This is a genomic window from Curtobacterium sp. MCBA15_012, assembly GCF_001864935.2.
In the GTDB taxonomy this organism is placed as follows: Bacteria; Actinomycetota; Actinomycetes; order Actinomycetales; family Microbacteriaceae; genus Curtobacterium.
The window spans coordinates 1643462-1661334 of the sequence record NZ_CP126267.1; the positions used below are offsets into that span (position 1 = coordinate 1643462).

Annotated in this window: 14 protein-coding genes; 10 read left to right on the forward strand and 4 right to left on the reverse strand. The window is 71.5% G+C overall.

Annotation, left to right across the window (positions count from 1 at the left end):
- Nucleotides 1–2 precede the first annotated feature (2 nt).
- Together QOL15_RS07560 and QOL15_RS07565 are read left to right on the forward strand one after the other, a co-directional pair.
- On the forward strand, nt 3–1262 hold the full coding sequence (locus QOL15_RS07560; RefSeq protein ID WP_071246852.1) for a MurT ligase domain-containing protein: 1260 nt from the start codon (nt 3–5) through the stop codon (nt 1260–1262).
- Nucleotides 1259–2032 carry a type 1 glutamine amidotransferase gene (locus tag QOL15_RS07565; protein WP_071246854.1) on the forward strand — a complete coding sequence of 258 codons (774 nt, stop codon included), beginning with the start codon at nt 1259–1261 and terminating at the stop codon, nt 2030–2032. The genes QOL15_RS07560 and QOL15_RS07565 overlap by 4 nt, the downstream gene beginning before the upstream one ends.
- 108 nt (nt 2033–2140) lie before the next feature.
- Here the strand turns inward: QOL15_RS07565 and QOL15_RS07570 are convergent, their stop codons facing one another.
- Entirely contained in the window at nt 2141–2365 is a 225-nt protein-coding gene (locus tag QOL15_RS07570; protein ID WP_065963576.1) for a hypothetical protein, read from the reverse strand.
- 176 nt (nt 2366–2541) lie between these two features.
- Here QOL15_RS07570 and QOL15_RS07575 point away from each other — a divergent pair, with 176 nt between their 5' ends.
- Nucleotides 2542–4659 carry a type IIA DNA topoisomerase subunit B gene (locus QOL15_RS07575; RefSeq protein ID WP_065963579.1) on the forward strand — a complete coding sequence of 706 codons (2118 nt, stop codon included), beginning with the start codon at nt 2542–2544 and terminating at the stop codon, nt 4657–4659.
- Between the two features lie 116 nt (nt 4660–4775).
- On the opposite strand, the gene QOL15_RS07580 is transcribed toward QOL15_RS07575, so the two are convergent.
- Nucleotides 4776–7262: a DNA topoisomerase (ATP-hydrolyzing) subunit A gene (locus tag QOL15_RS07580; protein WP_071246859.1), complete on the reverse strand. Its 2487-nt coding sequence runs from the start codon at nt 7260–7262 to the stop codon at nt 4776–4778.
- Between the two features lie 25 nt (nt 7263–7287).
- Here QOL15_RS07580 and QOL15_RS07585 point away from each other — a divergent pair, with 25 nt between their 5' ends.
- Entirely contained in the window at nt 7288–8439 is a 1152-nt protein-coding gene (locus QOL15_RS07585) for an alkaline phosphatase family protein (RefSeq protein WP_065963584.1), read from the forward strand.
- Between the two features lie 23 nt (nt 8440–8462).
- Here QOL15_RS07585 and sepH read toward each other — a convergent pair whose 3' ends face one another.
- Nucleotides 8463–9473: a septation protein SepH gene (gene sepH, locus QOL15_RS07590; RefSeq protein ID WP_171898799.1), complete on the reverse strand. Its 1011-nt coding sequence runs from the start codon at nt 9471–9473 to the stop codon at nt 8463–8465.
- Nucleotides 9474–9744: 271 nt separating this feature from the next.
- On the opposite strand from sepH, the gene QOL15_RS07595 reads away from it, so the two are divergent.
- Entirely contained in the window at nt 9745–10044 is a 300-nt protein-coding gene (locus QOL15_RS07595) for a DUF4193 domain-containing protein (protein ID WP_065963598.1), read from the forward strand.
- A 174-nt stretch (nt 10045–10218) separates the two neighbouring features.
- Here the strand turns inward: QOL15_RS07595 and QOL15_RS07600 are convergent, their stop codons facing one another.
- A complete protein-coding gene (locus QOL15_RS07600; RefSeq protein WP_253181671.1) occupies nt 10219–10659 on the reverse strand; it encodes a DUF3093 domain-containing protein in 441 nt (146 codons plus the stop codon).
- Nucleotides 10660–10716: 57 nt separating this feature from the next.
- Between QOL15_RS07600 and dut the strand changes: the two genes are divergently transcribed.
- From dut to dxs, 5 genes are all read left to right on the forward strand, one after another.
- Nucleotides 10717–11205, forward strand: a complete 489-nt coding sequence (gene dut / locus QOL15_RS07605) for a dUTP diphosphatase (protein WP_071246861.1) — start codon at nt 10717–10719, stop codon at nt 11203–11205.
- Nucleotides 11202–11924 carry a DUF3710 domain-containing protein gene (locus tag QOL15_RS07610; protein WP_253181672.1) on the forward strand — a complete coding sequence of 241 codons (723 nt, stop codon included), beginning with the start codon at nt 11202–11204 and terminating at the stop codon, nt 11922–11924. The genes dut and QOL15_RS07610 overlap by 4 nt, the downstream gene beginning before the upstream one ends.
- A gap of 35 nt (nt 11925–11959) precedes the next feature.
- The gene (locus tag QOL15_RS07615) at nt 11960–12790 is read left to right on the forward strand and encodes a DUF3159 domain-containing protein (protein ID WP_254784103.1); all 831 of its coding nucleotides are present in this window, start codon (nt 11960–11962) and stop codon (nt 12788–12790) included.
- Nucleotides 12791–12918: 128 nt separating this feature from the next.
- Nucleotides 12919–15774 (forward strand): aconitate hydratase, encoded by a 2856-nt coding sequence (locus QOL15_RS07620; protein ID WP_071246863.1) that lies wholly within the window; start codon nt 12919–12921, stop codon nt 15772–15774.
- Nucleotides 15775–15914: 140 nt separating this feature from the next.
- On the forward strand, nt 15915–17849 hold the full coding sequence (gene dxs, locus QOL15_RS07625) for a 1-deoxy-D-xylulose-5-phosphate synthase (protein ID WP_071246865.1): 1935 nt from the start codon (nt 15915–15917) through the stop codon (nt 17847–17849).
- Nucleotides 17850–17873 lie beyond the last annotated feature (24 nt).

Sequence of the window (17873 nt, forward strand, 5' to 3'; positions counted from 1 at the left end):
CGATGCGCTTCCTCATCCCGATCCTGGTCGGGCGGGTCCTCCGCGCCCTCGCACGTGCGCGCGGCGGGGGATCCGCCTACCCGGGCTACATCGTCCTCAAGCTCGTGCCGGACTTCCTGCAGCACGTGACGAAGCAGTTCCCGAACGGCGTCGTCTTCGTGCTCGGCTCGAACGGCAAGTCGACGACGACGCACATGATCTCCGACATCGTGCGGGCGCACGGGCTCCGGGTGTTCACGAACCCGTCCGGTGCGAACCTGCCGCAGGGGATCGCCTCGGCGCTCCTGTCCGAGGTGTCGCTGACCGGTCGGCTCAAGGCGGACATCGGCATCCTCGAGGTCGACGAGGCCTTCGCGGTCGAACTCGCGGGGATCCTGTCGCCGTCGACGGTCACGATGCTCAACGTCCAGGTCGACCAGCTCTACCGGTTCTTCGAGACCGAGCGCGTCGCGGCGATGATGCTCGACACGGCGGCGCTCTCGACGGCGAACGTCATCACGAACCGCGACGACCAGTTCCTCGACGCCTACACGGCGGAGCCGGGGCAGCGCGTGCTGCGGTTCGGTGCGAGCGCCGAGGTCGTGGCGGCGGCGCCGAACGGCCTGCAGAACGCCGACGACTTCGACCGCACCGACGGCGAGCCGAACCCGGCCGAGTCCGAGGTGGTCGTCAACACCGGCGACGGTGCGACGATCCGCTTCGCCGGGACGGACATCCCCGTCCGGCTGCCGGCGCGCGGCCTGCACTACGCGGTCGACGCCGCGGCGGCCACCGCGACCGCGAGTGCTGCACTCGGCGCGCAGTTCCGCGCGGAGGCGGTCACGCGGGCGTTCGGCACGATGAAGCCGGCGTACGGCCGTGGCGAGCGGCTCCCGATCGCCGGCGAGTCCGCCGAGTTCACGATGTTCAAGAACGCCGCGAGCCTCCAGCTCAATCTCGACGCACTGCCGGACAGCCCGGAGCAGGTCCTCATGGCGATCGACGAGGGCACCCCGGACATCTCGTGGATCTACGACATCGACTTCTCGAAGCTCGACCACGTCGACGTGGTGTCGGGCGACAAGGCCTGGCAGATCGCGATCGCGCTCGAGCACGCCGGTGTCCGCATCGACCGCGTCGAGCCGGACGTCGAGGCGGCGATCCGTCACATGGAGCAGCTCGGAGCGACGACCTCCGGCACGAAGAACTTCATCGTCAACTACGAGATCATGATGATCGCCCGCAAGGCCCTCGGGCACGGCGACATGGAGAAGACGGCATGACCGCCGACCGGTTGACCATCCTGCACGTGTACCCGCGCCAGATGGGCGTCTCGGGCGACCGTGGCAACGTCGCGGCCCTGGTCCGCCGGGCCGAGGCGGCGGACATCGCGACCGAGGTCGTCGAGTACGCCCCCGGTGACGACCTGCCCACCGCAGCCGACGTCGTCGTGGTCGGCAACGGACCCCTCAGCGCCATGCGGTCGCTCGGGGCGGACGTCGCCCGTGTCGGCGCCCCCCTGCGCGACCTGGCGGCCTCCGGCGTGCCGGTGGTCGCGGTCGGTGGTGGCTTCGACCTCGCGACGAACGAGGTCGTCCCGACCGAGGGCGAGCCCGTCACCGGGTTCGGCGTGTTCGACGCGCGTGCGGTCCGTGGGGCCGAGCGTCGTGTGAACTACTTCGTCCTCGACGCCCGGTACCCGCTCCTGCCCGGCGCTCCGACGCGCCTGGCCGGCTTCGAGGACCACGCGACCCGGATCGAGCTCGGCGCCGGCGTCGAACCGTTCGCCGACGTCGTCTCCGGCGGTGGCAACCAGGCCGGCTCCCCGGTCGAGGGCGCGATCGTCGGGACGTCCTTCGGCACGCACACGCAGGGGCCGCTCCTGCCGCTCAACCCGCAGCTCACCGACGCAGTGCTCGCTGCGGCCACCGCGCGGCTCGGCCGCGCGTACGCCCCGGACCCGGAGCGGACCGCGACGATCGACCGGTACGCGCGCGAGGCGCGCGCGACGGTCGACCGCTACGTCGACAAGGCCTTCAAGCGGATCACCTGATCCCGCGGGCCGGCAGACCGACCCGTTCCGGGGGACCTGCCGCACACAGCAAGACGGGAGGCGCGGTGCCAGCTGGCACCGCGCCTCCCGTCTGCTGTGGGGGAGCGCCTACTTCGACTCGTAGAGTCGGCTGCTCTCGTCGTGCCACTCGATCGCGGTGGCCGCGAGCTTGTCCTTGAACTCAGCACCGTGGTGCGCGCAGAAGTAGAGCTCGCCGCTCGCCATCGTCGCGCGGATGTAGGCCTGCGCTCCGCAGCTGTCGCAGCGGTCGAGCGCGGTGAGCTGGTTGCTGGTGGTCTCGTCGATGGAGAGGTCGTGCACGGTCTGGGTCATTGCTGTGCTCCTCACGGATCGCAGGGGGTGCGTTGAGTCACCATTTGAACACGTGGTGGCTGGGAACCCTGCATCGCGCGCACCCTGTTTCGCTCACCGCGGACCACTTGTCCCCAGTCCGAGGCGCGCCGCTCCGCTCGGCCGAGGGTGTCGGTGCGCGTCGGTACCATCGGCGGGTGAGCTCCGACTACTCTGCGCGCCATCTCTCCGTCCTCGAGGGGCTCGAGGCGGTCCGCAAGCGTCCGGGCATGTACATCGGGTCGACCGACTCCCGCGGCCTCATGCACTGCCTGTGGGAGATCATCGACAACTCGGTCGACGAAGCCCTCGCCGGACACGGTGACGAGATCGGTGTCGTGCTCCACGCCGACGGCTCGGTCGAGGTACGGGACACCGCGCGCGGCATCCCGGTCGACGTCGAGCCGAAGACCGGGCTCACCGGTGTCGAGGTCGTGTTCACGAAGCTGCACGCCGGCGGCAAGTTCGGTTCGGGGTCGTACGCGGCCTCGGGCGGACTGCACGGCGTCGGCGCCTCGGTGGTCAACGCGCTGTCGGAGCGCCTCGACGTGGAGGTCGACCGGGGCGGCAAGACCTACGCCATGTCCTTCCACCGCGGTGAGCCGGGGGTGTTCGACGGCGACGGCCCGGACGCACCGTTCTCGCCGTACACGTCGGGCAGCGAGCTGCGGGTCGTCGGCAAGGTGAAGAAGGGTGTGACCGGGTCCCGCGTGCGCTACTGGGCGGACCGGCAGATCTTCACCCCGGACGCGAAGTTCAGCACGAGCGACCTGGTCAGCCGGGCGCGCCAGACCGCGTTCCTGGTGCCCGGGCTCGGCATCACGATCACCGACGAGCGCCCGGCGTCGATCGCCGCCGCGGCCGAGCGGGCCGAGGCGACGGGCACGACCGTCGCCGCCGGGCCCGTCGTCGAGCGCTTCCGGTACGAGGGCGGCATCAGCGAGTTCGTCGAGCACCTCGCCCTCGACAGCGCCGTCACCGACGTCTGGCGCATCCAGGGCACGGGCACGTTCACCGAGACCGTGCCGATGCTCGACGACAAGGGCCACATGGTGTCGACGTCCGTCGAGCGCGCGTGCGAGGTCGACATCGCGCTGCGCTGGGGCTCCGGGTACGAGACGATCGAGCGCAGCTTCGTCAACATCATCGCGACGCCGAAGGGCGGGACGCACCTGGCCGGCTTCGAGTCGGGCATCGTGAAGGCCGTGCGGACCCAGGTCGAGGCCAACGCCCGCAAGCTCAAGGTCGGGCAGGACAAGCTCGAGAAGGACGACGTCCTCGCCGGGCTCACCGCCGTGTTGACCGTCCGCCTGCCCGAGCCGCAGTTCGAGGGGCAGACGAAGGAGGTCCTCGGCACCCCGGCGGTCCGCAAGATCGTCGACCAGGTCGTGTCGAAGCACCTCACCGACATCCTCACCTCGACGCAGCGGACCGAGAAGGCGCAGGCGGCGCTCGTGCTCGAGAAGGTCGTCGCCGAGATGAAGACCCGCATCTCCGCGCGCGCCCACAAGGAGACGCAGCGTCGCAAGAACGCGCTCGAGAACTCCTCGCTGCCGACGAAGCTCGCCGACTGCCGCAAGCAGGACGCCGAGGGTACCGAGCTGTTCATCGTCGAGGGGGACTCGGCGCTCGGCACCGCGAAGCTGGCGCGCAACAGCGAGTACCAGGCGCTCCTGCCGATCCGCGGCAAGATCCTCAACGTGCAGAAGGCCTCGGTCTCCGACATGCTCTCGAACGCCGAGTGCGCGTCGATCATCCAGGTGATCGGCGCCGGCTCCGGTCGTTCGTTCGAGATCGACCAGGCCCGCTACGGCAAGATCATCATCATGTCCGACGCCGACGTCGACGGCGCGCACATCCGCACCCTGCTGCTGACGCTGTTCTTCCGGTACATGCGTCCGATGATCGAGCAGGGCCGCGTCTTCGCCGCCGTTCCGCCGCTGCACCGGGTCGTCGTCGTGAACCGCGGCAAGCCGAACGACACGCTGTACACCTACTCCGAGGCCGAGCTGCAGGCCGTGCTGAAGAAGCTCGCGAAGCAGGGCAAGAAGTACCAGGAGCCGATCCAGCGGTACAAGGGCCTGGGCGAGATGGACGCCGACCAGCTGGCCGAGACGACGATGGACCGGACGCACCGGACCCTGCGTCGGGTGAACGTCACCGACGCCGAGGGCGCCGCGAAGGTCTTCGAGCTGCTGATGGGCAACGACGTCGCGCCGCGCAAGGAGTTCATCCTGGCTGGCGAGGGCCTCGACCGGGACCGCATCGACGCCTGAGCGCGAGCGAGGCCTGCCGGCGTCGCCGCTCCGGGCGGGGACGCCGGCAGGCGGTGACGCCGGCAGGCGGTGGCGCCGGCGCCGCCCGCACGCGGTGACGCCGGCGCCGCCCGCCGCTACGCTTCGCCCGCGGTCCCGTCGAGCGCCGCGGCGCTCCCGCCGATCGTCGCGATCACGGCCTCGAGCGGCGCACCGGAACCGTCGCGCTTCGACAGCCAGTCGGGCAGCGTCCGTGCGGCACCGTCGGAGCCGACGGCGTGCGGCGGTGCGATGCCCGCCCAGGCGACGGTCACGCCGTCCTCGCCCTTGAGGAACGCGTGCGCGCGGACCCCCTGGGTCGCCCGGCCCTTGACCGGGAACTCCGAGAACGCCGACACCTTGGCGCGGCCCGCGTCGGTGCCGGGCAGCGCGCCCGACGACGTCGAGACCGTGGCGACGACCGCGTCGTCGGAGCGCGGGACCGAGCCGAACCAGACGACCGAGGCACCCGCAGCGAGGGACACGCCTGCGACGCCACCGGCCGGGAGCCCCTGCGGGCGGACGCCGACGGCGGGGAAGCGGAGGAGCTGCGCGTTCGAGGTGATGAACACCAGGTCGTCGCTCTCCGGTGCCTGCGCCGCGCCGACGACGGTGTCCTTCGACTTCAGCCCGATCGCGACGAACTCGTCCTTGTCGGGCCAGGCACCCGTGGCGACGCGCTTGATGACGCCCTGCTCGGTGCCGATCGCGAGCGAGTCGGTGGCGCCGTCGGACAGGTCGACGAGGGCGACGACGGTCTCGGTGCGGGTGATGCCGAGGTACTCGGCCACGCGGACGCCCGCGTCGAGCCGCACCGACGCCGGCGGCACCGAGGGGACGTCGACCGGCGAGAACCGCAGCACCCGTCCGGTCGAGGTCAGCGCACCGACCCGACCGCGGACCGTCGAGACGACCGTGGAGCGGACCGCGTCGTGCTTCGAGCGCTTCGGGACCCGCACGATGCCGAGGTCGGTGTCCGGGATGTCGACCCGCACGAGCCGCCCGGTGGTGGACAGCAGCACGCGGCACGGCGAGTCGGCGACCTGCAGGGACTCCGGGTCGACCGCAGCCTTGCGGGCGCCGCGGACCGGCGCGTCGGCCTCGGTGAGCAGCGTGCGGCGCGGCGTCGCGAAGCGGTCGGACACCTCGGTGAGCTCGAGCGCCACCTGGGCACGGAGCCGGTCGTCCGAGGCCAGGAGCTCCTCGAGCGCGGCGATGTCGGCGAGGAGCTGGTCGCGCTCGCCCTCGAGCTCGAGGCGCGAGAACTTCGTCAGCCGCCGCAGCCGGAGCTCGAGGATGTACTCGGCCTGCACCTCGGAGAGGTCGAACACGTCCTGCAGGCGGCCGCGAGCGGTCTCGGAGTCGTCCGAGGAACGGATGACCTCGATGACCTCGTCGATGTCCAGGATCGCGACGAGCAGACCCTCGACCAGGTGCAGCCGCTCCCGGCGCCGGGCGAGGCGGTACTCCGACCGACGGGTGACGACCGCGATGCGGTGCCGCACGTACACGTCGAGCAGCTCCCGCAGCCCGAGGGTGCGCGGGGAACCGTCGACGAGCGCGACGTTGTTGATGCCGAAGCCGTCCTCGAGCGGGGTGTGCTTGTAGAGCTGTTCGAGCACGGCCGTCGGGTTGAAGCCGGACTTGATGCCGATGACGAGCCGGAGGCCGTGGTTGCGGTCGGTCAGGTCGTTGACGTCCGAGATCCCGACGAGCTTCTTGGACTGGACGCCGTCCTTGATCTTCTCGATCACGCGCTCCGGGCCGACCAGGTAGGGCAGCTCGGTCACGACCAGGCCGGTCTTGCGCGGCGTCAGGTTCTCGACGCTGACCTTGGCGCGGGTGCGGAAGGAGCCGCGCCCGGAGGCGTAGGCGTCGCGCACCCCGGAGAGCCCCACGATCGTGCCGCCGGAGGGCAGGTCGGGACCGGGGACGAACTCCATGAGTTCTTCGAGCGTCGCCGACGGGTGCAGGAGCAGGTGCTTGGCGGCCTCGACGACCTCGCCGAGGTTGTGCGGCGCCATGTTCGTCGCCATGCCGACCGCGATGCCCGAGGCCCCGTTGACGAGCAGGTTCGGGAACGCCGCGGGCAGGACCGCCGGCTGCATGATCTGGTTGTCGTAGTTCGGGACGAAGTCGACGACGTCCTCGTTCAGCCCCTCGGTCATCGCCATCGACGGTTCGGCGAGCCGGGCCTCGGTGTAGCGCGCGGCCGCCGGACCGTCGTCGAGCGAGCCGAAGTTGCCGTGTCCGTCGACGAGCGGGACGCGCATCGTGAAGGGCTGCGCCATCCGCACGAGGGCGTCGTAGATCGCGCCGTCGCCGTGCGGGTGCAGCTTCCCCATCACCTCGCCCGTCACGCGCGCGCTCTTGACGTGCCCGCGGTCCGGGCGCAGGCCCATCTCGGCCATCTGGTACAGGATGCGACGCTGCACCGGCTTGAGGCCGTCGCGTGCGTCGGGCAGTGCCCGCGAGTAGATGACGGAGTACGCGTACTCGAGGAACGAACCCTGCATCTCCTCGGAGACGTCGACGTCCTCGATGCGCTCACCGTCGGGCAGGCCGACTGCTTCCGTGCGTGCCATGGGACCTTTCTGGGAGGATCTGGGGGTGCCCCCCAGCGTACCGAGCGCCCCCGACGCCCCCGCGAACCTCGCCGACGTGCTGCCGAGTTGCCTCGTCGCACTCGGCGCCGCCGACGACGCGTGGTTGCGTGCCACCGGCCGGGAGGCGCGGATCACCCTCCGTCCCGCCCGTTCCGCGGTCGTCGTGCTGGTCGACGGCCTGGGGTCCGCCGCGCTGGCTGCGCGAGCGGGACACGCGCGCTGGCTCGCCACCGGGGGGAAGCGGATGCGCAGCGGGTTCCCCACGACGACCGCCGCCGCCCTGAGCACCCTGACGACCGGTCGCTCGCCCGGGACCCACGGCGTGGTCGGGTACAGCGGGTGGAACCCGGACACAGCGCGGGTGATGAACCTGCTGAGCGGGTGGGACGACGTCGTGCCCGCGGACTGGTTGCTCGCGTCGACGGTCTTCACCGACGCGGTCCTGCTCGGGGTCGACCCCGTGGTGGTCGGTCCGACCCGGTACCGCGCGTCGGGGATGACCGCGAGCGTGCTCGGCGGCGCGCGCTACGTCGCCGCAGACAGCATCCCGCAGCGGGTGGACGCCGCACTGGCCGAGACCGCGACCGGCCGGTCCCTGGTCTACCTGTACGTGCCGGAGCTCGACTCGATCGGGCACAAGCACGGGTGGCAGTCCGACCGGTGGACGGCCGCGCTCGAGCTCCTCGACGGCGAGCTCGCCCGGCTCGAGGACCGCGGTGCGCCCGACGTCGGGCTGCTCGTGACCGCCGACCACGGGGTGCTCGACGTGCCGGAGCAGGCGAACGTGGCGATCGACCCGGCGCTGCTCGAGGACGTCGTCGGGGTCGCCGGTGACCCGCGCTGCCGGCAGCTCACGGTCGCACCCGGGACCGACGTCCCGGCGCTCGTCGAGGCCTGGCGGGTCCGCTACGGCAAGAAGGCGTACGTCGCGAGCCGTGACGAGGCGGTCGCGGCCGGGTGGTTCGGCGCCGTGGACGAGCGCGTGCTCCCGCGCATCGGCGACGTCGTGGTCGTGGCGCGGGGTTCCTGGGCCTTCAACGACGACCGCGAGGTCGGGCCGCGCGACACGCCGAAGCGCATGATCGGCCAGCACGGGGCCATGACCGACGACGAGGTGTTCGTGCCGCTCCGGCTCGGCGGGGCGTTCGCCGCCTGACCCCGGCGGTCAGGCGCGCTCGGTCAGGCCGGGTCCTCCGGGCGGGTGCCGAAGACGATCTCGTCCCAGCTCGGCATCGAGCGGCGGTTCCGCTTCTTGCGGTCGGGACGCGCGTCGGCGTCCGGCGCCGATGCCGGGCGGGCATCGCCGCGCTCGGGGGCCGACACGGGCGAGTCGAAGCCCTGCAGGGGGATGTCGACGACGCTGATGGACGTGCCGCGCGGCTCGTCCTGCTGCTCGCCGAACGCCGCGGCCTCGCGCTCACCACGGCGGCGGCGCAGGGCCTCGAGGAGGTCGGCGGTCTCGTTGCCCGGCGAGCGGTCCTCGACGGGTGCGGCGCCGATGCGGGGGAGCGGCGCACGGAGCGGACGCTCGGCGGCCTCCGGCTCTGGCTGCTGCTCCTCGACCTGCTCGACGCGGAACGCGCCCGAGTCGAAGCGCGTGCCGTCGGCTGCCTGGTGGTCGTTCTCCACCGCACGGAGGCGCGGGGCGATGCCCTCCTCCTCGGTGTCGGACAGCCGGTGGGCGTCACCGTTGTCCGGGGTCAGCGTCGAGGTCTTCGGGTCGAAGAGCCACTGCGCGTCGTGCTCGACCTCGGACGCGGTGTAGCGGACGCGCACCTGCCAGCCGTGCTCGGCGTGCTTCCAGGACCCCCACGTGACCGCGGTGGCGTCGCCGGACGCGAGCTTGGCGTCGATGGCCTCGCCGAAGGTGTCCGGGGACTCGGCGTCCGCCGGGGTGACCGGCACGCGGCGTGCTGCGTCGAGGATGAACGCACGCTCGGCGAGCACGGGGCCCTCGAAGCGACGGACGTACTCGACGTCGACGTCGAGCGCCGAGGCCACGTCGGCGGCGTCGGCACCACCGCGGATGCGTGCCTGGACGTCCTTCGGCGAGACGCGCTTCTGCGGGCCCGCGTCGGGGTTCGCCTGCCGGACCTGGCTCGACAGCGACGAGGTGACCGGCAACCGGAACTCGGTGCCGCCGTCGGTCGCGAGCAGGAGTGCCCCGGCCTCGACTCCGATGACTCTCACGTGTTGCATGGTTCCGCCTCCCGAGCGTCCGTACGGTCGTGCGCGTACCCGAGGAGTATGCAGGGGCCCCGGGCCGATCCGGCGGAGGCGCACGGGCGCGCCGCGGGTTGGTGCCGACCGGTGTGCGGCACCCGGGAATGTCCGGGTCGGGTGTCCGGTTGCAGGGCCTGACGATCCCACAGCGCGTTCGGTTTGCGCTCTGCGGGGCCGTGGTGCAAACTGTCGCCGCCGATCACCGGCGACGACCTCTCGAACCGAGAAATGGATGGGCATGGCCACCGATTACGACGCCCCCAGGAAGACCGACGAATCCTCTGACTCAGAGTCGATCGAGGCCCTCAAGGAGCGCGTGCCCGACAAGATGTCGGGGGTCGTCGACGATGATTCGGACAACCCCGGCAGCTTCGAGCTCGCCGGACAGGACCTCAGCGACGTCGACCTCGACGTCGTCGTGCTCCCGCCGCAGGTCGACGAGTTCACGTGCGTGGAGTGCTTCCTCGTGAAGCACCGCTCGCAGCTCGACCACGAGTCGAAGCTCGGGCCCGTGTGCGCGGAGTGCGCCTCGCTCTAGGCAGATCGACCGGAAGGCCCGTCACCCCTCGGGGTGGCGGGCCTTCCGTCGTCCCGACGGGCCGGACCAGCCGACGGTGTCGGTGGACGGGACCAGCCGACGGTGTCGGTGGACGGGACCAGCCGACGGGGCCGGCGCGCGGGGCGGGCCCGACCCGCGCCTCCCGGCCGGTCCTCAGGCGCGCAGCGCCTCGACCACGCGCTCCGGGTGCCGCACGCTGACGAGCCAGTACGGCGTCGGGTCGGCGGGGTCGGCGACCTCGACCTTGACGACGCCGCGCACGTAGCCGCGGAAGAGCGTCCACGCACGGGCGTCGAGCTTCGGACCGCGCTGGGTCGTGGCCTCCGCGCCCTGGTACGCGGTGACCGCACCCACGAGGCCTCGGGGCAGGTGCGCGCGTCCGGCGCGGAACTCGGTGTCGGTGACCTCGACCACGGGGGCGAGGACCCCGAGCAGGACGACGACCCCGGCGTACATCCCGATCGCCACGAGGACGCCGGCGAGGACGCTGATCGGCAGGAAGACGAGGAGGCTCGCGGGGATGACGAGCGCCGTCGCCAGGTAGAGGGCGGGCGGGGCCCAGAGTCGTTCGCGGTACACGGTCACGGGGTCCATTCGACCACGAACCGGTCCAGGTCACGGAACGGTCACGGGCTGCACTACCCTCGTCACGTGACCGAACCAGTCGACGTCCTCTGGACGGGGGAGAACACCCCCGCGTACGCGCACCCCGGCGACGCCGGTGCCGACCTCGTCTCCACCGAGTCCTTCGTGCTCCGTCCGGGCGAGCGCCGCCTCGTCGGGACGGGCCTGCGCATCGCGCTGCCCGACGGCCACGTCGCCTTCGTCGTCCCGCGCAGCGGCCTCGCGGCGAAGCACGGCATCACGATCGTGAACGCCCCTGGCACCGTCGACGCGGGCTACCGCGGCGAGGTCAAGGTCGCCCTGCTCAACACCGACGCCACCGAGCCGTACGAGGTGCACGTCGGCGACCGCATCGCCCAGCTGATCGTCATGCCGGTGCCGCGCGTGTCGTTCACCCGCGTCGACGCACTGCCCGAGAGCGGTCGCGGTGAGGGCGGGTTCGGGTCCTCGGGCTACGGTGACCGGAGCGGTGCCCCCGGCGCCGCCCACGACGTTGAGGAAGGAACGGACGCATGAAGTTCGGTCGACGCAAGCAGAGCGAGGTCGAGGTGGCGGACGCCGTCGCCGCGGACGCCGAGGTGGCGGACACGACGCCCGAGCTCGACATCGCCACGGACGCCGACGCCGGGGTCGACGAGGTGGACGCGGTCGCCCCGACCGACAAGTCCGCACCGGCCGACCGTGCCGAGAACGGTCCGCACGACGAGACCGAGGCGAACCTGGTGCGCCCGTACGTCGACCTCGGTGGCGTGAAGGTCCTGCCGCGCGAGGGACTGCACCTGCGTCTCGAGGTCGAGGAGGGCTCGCAGCGCGTCGTCGCCGTGGGCCTCGACTACGACGAGTCGACGCTGCAGGTCCAGCCGTTCGCCGCGCCCCGGTCGACCGGCCTGTGGCACGAGATCCGCGCGCAGATCGCCGAGCAGATCGAGCGCCAGGGCGGCACCGTGGACGAGGTCGAGGGTCCCTTCGGCCCCGAGCTCCGTGCCCTCGTGCCGGTCGTCACCGACGGCACCGGCACCACCGACGGTGCCCGCCCGGCACGCTTCGTCGGGGTCGACGGCCCGCGCTGGTTCCTCCGCGGCGTGATCGCCGGCAAGGCCGCCGAGCAGCCCGACGACGCCACCGAGATCGAGGAGCTGTTCCGCAGCGTGGTCGTGGTGCGCGGCACCACGCCGATGCCGCCGCGCGACCTCATCCCGCTGCACATGCCGAAGGCGACGCAGAGCGCCGTCTGACGCCGTCCCGACACACGATCAGGCCTGGAGGCACGGTGCCGGTCCACGACGACAGCCCACGTCCCGAGGCGGACGCGGTCCCGACGGACGCGTCCGACACGCTCGCGGCCGGTGCGGGTGCGTCCGGCACGGGTGCGTCCGTGGCGGGCGAGCCCGGTGCGGCGCAGCCGACCTTCTCGGAGCAGTTCCGCGCCGCGGTGCAGAACGCCGGGATCGCCCGCGTCGCACCCGGCGAGACGCCGTCGGGCCGCGACCTGCTCGGCGCCGTCGGCGGGATCCGCGGGCTCGCCGAGTCGATCCTTCCGGGCCTGGCGTTCCTCGTCGTCTACACGATCACGAAGGAGCTCGTCCCGAGCGTCGTGATCCCGGTCGTCGTCGGGCTCGTCTTCGTCGTGCTCCGGCTGGTGCAGCGGCAGTCCGTGACGATGTCGTTCGCCGGCATCCTCGGCGTGGCCGTGTCCGCCGGGCTCGCGCTCCTGACCGGACGTGCCGAGACGAACTTCATCCCCGGCATCGTGATCAACGCCGTGTGGCTCGTCGGACTGCTCGTGTCGCTCGCGGTCCGGTGGCCGCTCATCGGCGTCGTCGTCGGCTTCCTGCTGCCGGCGGCCGAGGACGGTTCGCACGTCGACTGGCGCGCGGACCCCGCGAAGCGGCGGGTCCTGACGGTGGCCACGTGGGTCTGGGTCGGACTGTTCGCGCTCCGCCTGGCCGTCGAGGTGCCGTTGTACCTGACGGCGCAGGTCGAGCTGCTCGCCGGGCTGAAGCTGATCCTCGGCGTGCCGCTCTACGCCGCCGTGCTCTGGGTCACGTGGCTGCTCGTCCGCACGGTGTTCACGCGTCGGGACGACACCGCCGCGGTGTAGGGTTGTCTCGACATCGAGACAGTTTCCCGGCGGCGCTCGCACGGCCCCGGGATTAGGTTTGCCTTGCTGGTGGGACGGTCCGCGGCCCACGAGGATGAGGGCACACCGATCACCAGGGAGGCGGCACAGTGGCTGCAGTCAACAGCTTCGGCTCGAAGGACACACTGTCGGTTGGGGGTGTCGACTACGCGATCCACCGGATCGACGCCGTGCCCGGGCACGAGAAGCTCCCGTACAGCCTGAAGGTGCTGCTCGAGAACCTCCTCCGCACCGAGGACGGGGCCAACGTCACCGAAGCGCAGATCCGCGCCCTCGGCTCGTGGAAGCCAGAGGCCGACCCGGACACCGAGATCCAGTTCTCGCCGGCCCGCGTGGTCATGCAGGACTTCACCGGCGTGCCCTGCATCGTCGACCTCGCCACCATGCGCGAGGCGATGGCGCAGATCGGCGGCGACCCGAACAAGATCAACCCGCTGTCCCCGGCCGAGATGGTCATCGACCACTCCGTCGTCGCCGACCTGTTCGGTCGCGAGGACGCCCTGCAGCGCAACACCGACCTCGAGTACGAGCGCAACGGTGAGCGCTACCAGTTCCTCCGCTGGGGCCAGACCGCGTTCGAGGACTTCAAGGTCGTCCCGCCGGGCACCGGCATCGTCCACCAGGTGAACATCGAGTACCTGGCGAAGGTCACGTACACGCGCGAGTTCGACGGCGAGCTCTACGCGTACCCGGACACCCTCGTCGGCACCGACTCGCACACCACGATGGTGAACGGCCTCGGCGTGCTCGGCTGGGGCGTCGGCGGCATCGAGGCCGAGGCCGCGATGCTCGGCCAGCCGGTGTCGATGCTCATCCCGAAGGTCGTGGGCTTCAAGCTGTCCGGCGCGATCCCGGCCGGCGTCACCGCGACCGACGTGGTGCTCACCATCACGCAGGAGCTCCGCAAGCACGGCGTGGTCGGCAAGTTCGTCGAGTTCTACGGCGAGGGCGTCTCGGCGGTCCCGCTCGCGAACCGCGCGACCATCGGCAACATGAGCCCCGAGTTCGGCTCGACGGCCGCGATCTTCCCCGTCGACGACGTCACGCTCGACTACCTGCGCCTGACCGGCCGCGACGACGCGCAGATCGCCCTCGTCGAGGCGTACGCCAAGGAGCAGGGCCTCTGGCACGACCCCTCGGTCGAGCCGGCCTACTCGGAGTACATGGAGCTCGACCTGTCGACGGTCGTCCCCTCGATCTCCGGCCCGAAGCGTCCGCAGGACCGCATCGAGCTGTCGAAGGCCAAGGACCAGTTCGAGGTCGACCTCGCCAACTACGCGAGCATCGACCACTCGGAAGAGGACAAGGCCGTCGCCGACACCTTCCCGGCATCCGACCCGGTCGCCGCGGCGCCCGGCGACGAGCACGCGGTCGACGACCTGCAGGACGCCCAGGCGTCCGAGGTCCCGGTGCACGCCTCGAGCGCGCCCGGCACGGTCTCGAAGCCGACCTCGGTCACGGTCGGCGACGGTGACACGTTCACGATCGACCACGGCGCGGTCGCGATCGCAGCGATCACCTCGTGCACGAACACGTCGAACCCCTCGGTCATGATGGCCGCGGGCATCCTCGCCCGGAACGCGGCGAAGAAGGGCCTGAAGGCCAAGCCGTGGGTGAAGACCACCCTCGCGCCGGGTTCGAAGGTCGTCACCGACTACTACGAGAAGGCCGGTCTCACCAGCTACCTCGAGGAGCTCGGCTTCTACACGGTCGGCTACGGCTGCACCACCTGCATCGGCAACTCGGGCCCGCTGCCCGAGGAGATCTCGCAGGCCGTGCAGGACAACGACCTCGCCGTGACCGCGGTGCTCTCGGGCAACCGCAACTTCGAGGGCCGCATCAACCCCGACGTGAAGATGAACTACCTGGCCTCGCCGCCGCTGGTCATCGCGTACGCCCTCGCCGGGTCGATGCACTTCGACTTCGACGCCGACGCACTCGGCACCGACCAGGACGGCAACGACGTCTACCTGCAGGACATCTGGCCCGACGCGGCCGAGGTGCAGCAGGTCATCGACACCTCGATCGACACCGAGATGTTCACGCACGAGTACGGCTCGGTGTTCGAGGGCGACGACCGCTGGAAGAACCTGCCGACCCCGACGGGCGACACGTTCGAGTGGGACCAGGAGTCGACCTACGTCCGGAAGCCCCCGTACTTCGAGGGCATGACGATGCAGCCCGACCCGGTGTCGGACATCTCCGGTGCCCGTGTGCTCGCGAAGCTCGGCGACTCGGTCACGACCGACCACATCTCGCCGGCCGGCTCGATCAAGGCGGACAGCCCCGCAGGTCGCTACCTCGACGAGCACGGTGTGGACCGCAAGGACTTCAACTCGTACGGGTCGCGTCGCGGCAACCACGAGGTGATGATCCGCGGGACGTTCGCGAACATCCGTCTCCGCAACCAGCTCCTGGCCTCGGCCAACGACGGCGCCGGGGTCGAGGGCGGCTACACCCGCGACTTCACCACGGCCGACGGCGAGCAGTCGTTCATCTACGACGCGTCGCAGCACTACCAGGAGCAGGGCATCCCGCTCGTCATCTTCGGTGGCAAGGAGTACGGCTCCGGTTCGTCGCGTGACTGGGCGGCCAAGGGCACGAACCTGCTGGGCGTCAAGGCGGTCATCACCGAGAGCTTCGAGCGCATCCACCGCTCGAACCTCATCGGCATGGGCGTCGTCCCGCTGCAGTTCCCGGCGGGGGAGTCGGCGGACTCGCTCGGGCTCGACGGCACCGAGGTCGTCTCGATCTCCGGTCTGACCGAGCTCAACGAGGGCCGCACGCCCAAGACCGTGCACGTCACGGCCGAGCCGAGCGAGCACTCGCCGGCGGGCAAGCAGACCGTCGAGTTCGACGCGGTCGTCCGCATCGACACCCCCGGTGAGGCGGACTACTACCGCAACGGCGGGATCCTGCAGTACGTGCTCCGCTCGCTCGTGTGAGCACGGCGCGCGACGCGCGCACCGGTCGCTGACGCGACCACCTGACGGACCGGAGGCCCGTGGCGACACCGCCACGGGCCTCCAGTCCGTCGTCCGGTCGCGCGGATAGTGTGGGGGCCTGCCCCACGAAAGGAGCGCCCGTGAGCCTGCTCTCGAGCATCACGTCGCCGCGCGATCTGAAGCGTCTGTCGGACGCGCAGATGACCGACCTCGCCGCGGAGATCCGGCGGTTCCTCGTCGCCGAGGTCGCGAAGACCGGCGGGCACCTGGGGCCGAACCTCGGTGTCGTGGAGCTCACCCTCGCGATGCACCGCGTGTTCGACTCCCCGCACGACCCGTTCGTGTTCGACACGGGGCACCAGTCGTACGTGCACAAGCTCGTCACGGGGCGGCAGGACTTCTCGCGCCTCCGGGAGCGGGGCGGGCTCGCGGGCTACCCGCAGCGGTCCGAGTCGGAGCACGACATCGTCGAGTCCTCGCACGCGTCCTCGTCGCTGTCCTGGGCGGACGGGATCTCCCGCGCCTTCCGGCAGACCGGGCAGGACGACCGCACCGTGGTCGCCGTCGTCGGTGACGGCGCGCTGACCGGCGGGATGACGTGGGAGGCGCTCAACAACATCTCGGACAGCAACGACCGCCGGCTCGTGATCGTCGTGAACGACAACGGGCGGTCCTACGCCCCGACGATCGGCGGCATGGCCCGGTTCCTCAGCTCGGTGCGCACGCGCCGCGAGTACCGCGCGCTGTTCGAGAAGTCGCAGGCGGTCGCATCGCACTTCGGCGCACCCGGTCGGGCGTTCTACCGTGGGCTGCGTGGGGGGCTGCACGGGTTCCTCGCCCGGTTCACGAACAACGAGGCGCTGTACTCGAACCTCGACATCAAGTACATCGGTCCGGTGAACGGGCACGACCAGCGCGCGATGGAGGCGGCGCTCCGGCAGGCGAAGGCCTACGGCGCGCCGACGATCGTGCACGCGATCACCGAGAAGGGGCACGGCTTCGAGCCGGCGCTCCGCGACCAGGCCGACCAGTTCCACGCGGTCGGGCACATCGACCCGGAGACCGGCGAGTCGCTCGACGTGTCGTCGGGGCCGTCGTGGACGTCGGTGTTCGCCTCGACGCTCGCGGACATCGGCTCGGAGGACGAGCGGATCGTCGCGATCACCGCGGCGATGCTCCGCCCGACCGGGCTGCACCTGTTCCAGGAGCGGCACCCGTCCCGCGTGATCGACGTCGGCATCGCCGAGCAGCACGCCGTGACGACCGCCGCCGGCCTGGCGTACGGCGGGCTGCACCCCGTGGTGGCGCTCTACGCGACCTTCCTGAACCGGGCGTTCGACCAGGTGCTCATGGACGTCGCCCTGCACCGCGCCGGCGTGACGTTCGTCCTCGACCGTGCCGGCATCACCGGGCCGGACGGGCCGTCGCACCACGGGATGTGGGACCTCGCGCTGCTGCAGGTCGTGCCCGGGATCCGCATCGCGGCCCCCCGGGACGCCGTCACGCTGCGCGAGGAACTCCGCGAGGCCGTGGCCGTCGACGACGCCCCGACCGTGCTGCGCTGGTCGAAGGGGTCGGTCGGCCCGGACCTGCCGGCGCTCCGACGACTGGCCGACGGGGTCGACGTGCTCCGCGACCCGGCCGACGGACAGGAGCCGGACGTGCTCATCGTGGCCGTCGGCTCGATGGTGCCCGTGGCGCTCGACGCGGCGGCGCTGCTCGAGGCGCAGGGGATCGGCGCGACCGTCGTCGACCCGCGCTGGGTCGTGCCCGTCCCCGGGTCGCTCGTCGACCTGTCCCGCGAGCACCGGCTCGTCATCACGATCGAGGACGGTGTGCGCGTCGGCGGCGTCGGCACGCGGCTGCGCCAGGACCTGCGCGCCGCGGGGGTCGACACGGGCGTGAACGAACTCGGGTTGCCGGACGCGTTCATCGACCACGCGTCGCGGTCCGAGATCCTGGCGGACGCGGGGCTGACCGCGCAGGTGATCGCCCGGGACGTCATCGACCAGGTCGTCGGGACGAAGGTGCCGCAGGCGAAGCCGGCGCGGTCGCGGGAGTCCGCCGGGCGCTGAGGGCGCGGTGCGCGGGGCGTGCCG

Bases quoted from the DNA above. Each gene is read 5' to 3' on its own strand.
- QOL15_RS07610 (WP_253181672.1), top strand. From the start codon at position 11,202: ATGAAGTTCGGTCGACGCAAGCAGAGCGAGGTCGAGGTGGCGGACGCC.
- QOL15_RS07565 (WP_071246854.1), top strand. From the start codon at position 1,259: ATGACCGCCGACCGGTTGACCATCCTGCACGTGTACCCGCGCCAGATG.
- QOL15_RS07595 (WP_065963598.1), top strand. From the start codon at position 9,745: ATGGCCACCGATTACGACGCCCCCAGGAAGACCGACGAATCCTCTGAC.
- QOL15_RS07600 (WP_253181671.1), bottom strand. From the start codon at position 10,659: ATGGACCCCGTGACCGTGTACCGCGAACGACTCTGGGCCCCGCCCGCC.
- QOL15_RS07560 (WP_071246852.1), top strand. From the start codon at position 3: ATGCGCTTCCTCATCCCGATCCTGGTCGGGCGGGTCCTCCGCGCCCTC.
- QOL15_RS07580 (WP_071246859.1), bottom strand. From the start codon at position 7,262: ATGGCACGCACGGAAGCAGTCGGCCTGCCCGACGGTGAGCGCATCGAG.
- QOL15_RS07570 (WP_065963576.1), bottom strand. From the start codon at position 2,365: ATGACCCAGACCGTGCACGACCTCTCCATCGACGAGACCACCAGCAAC.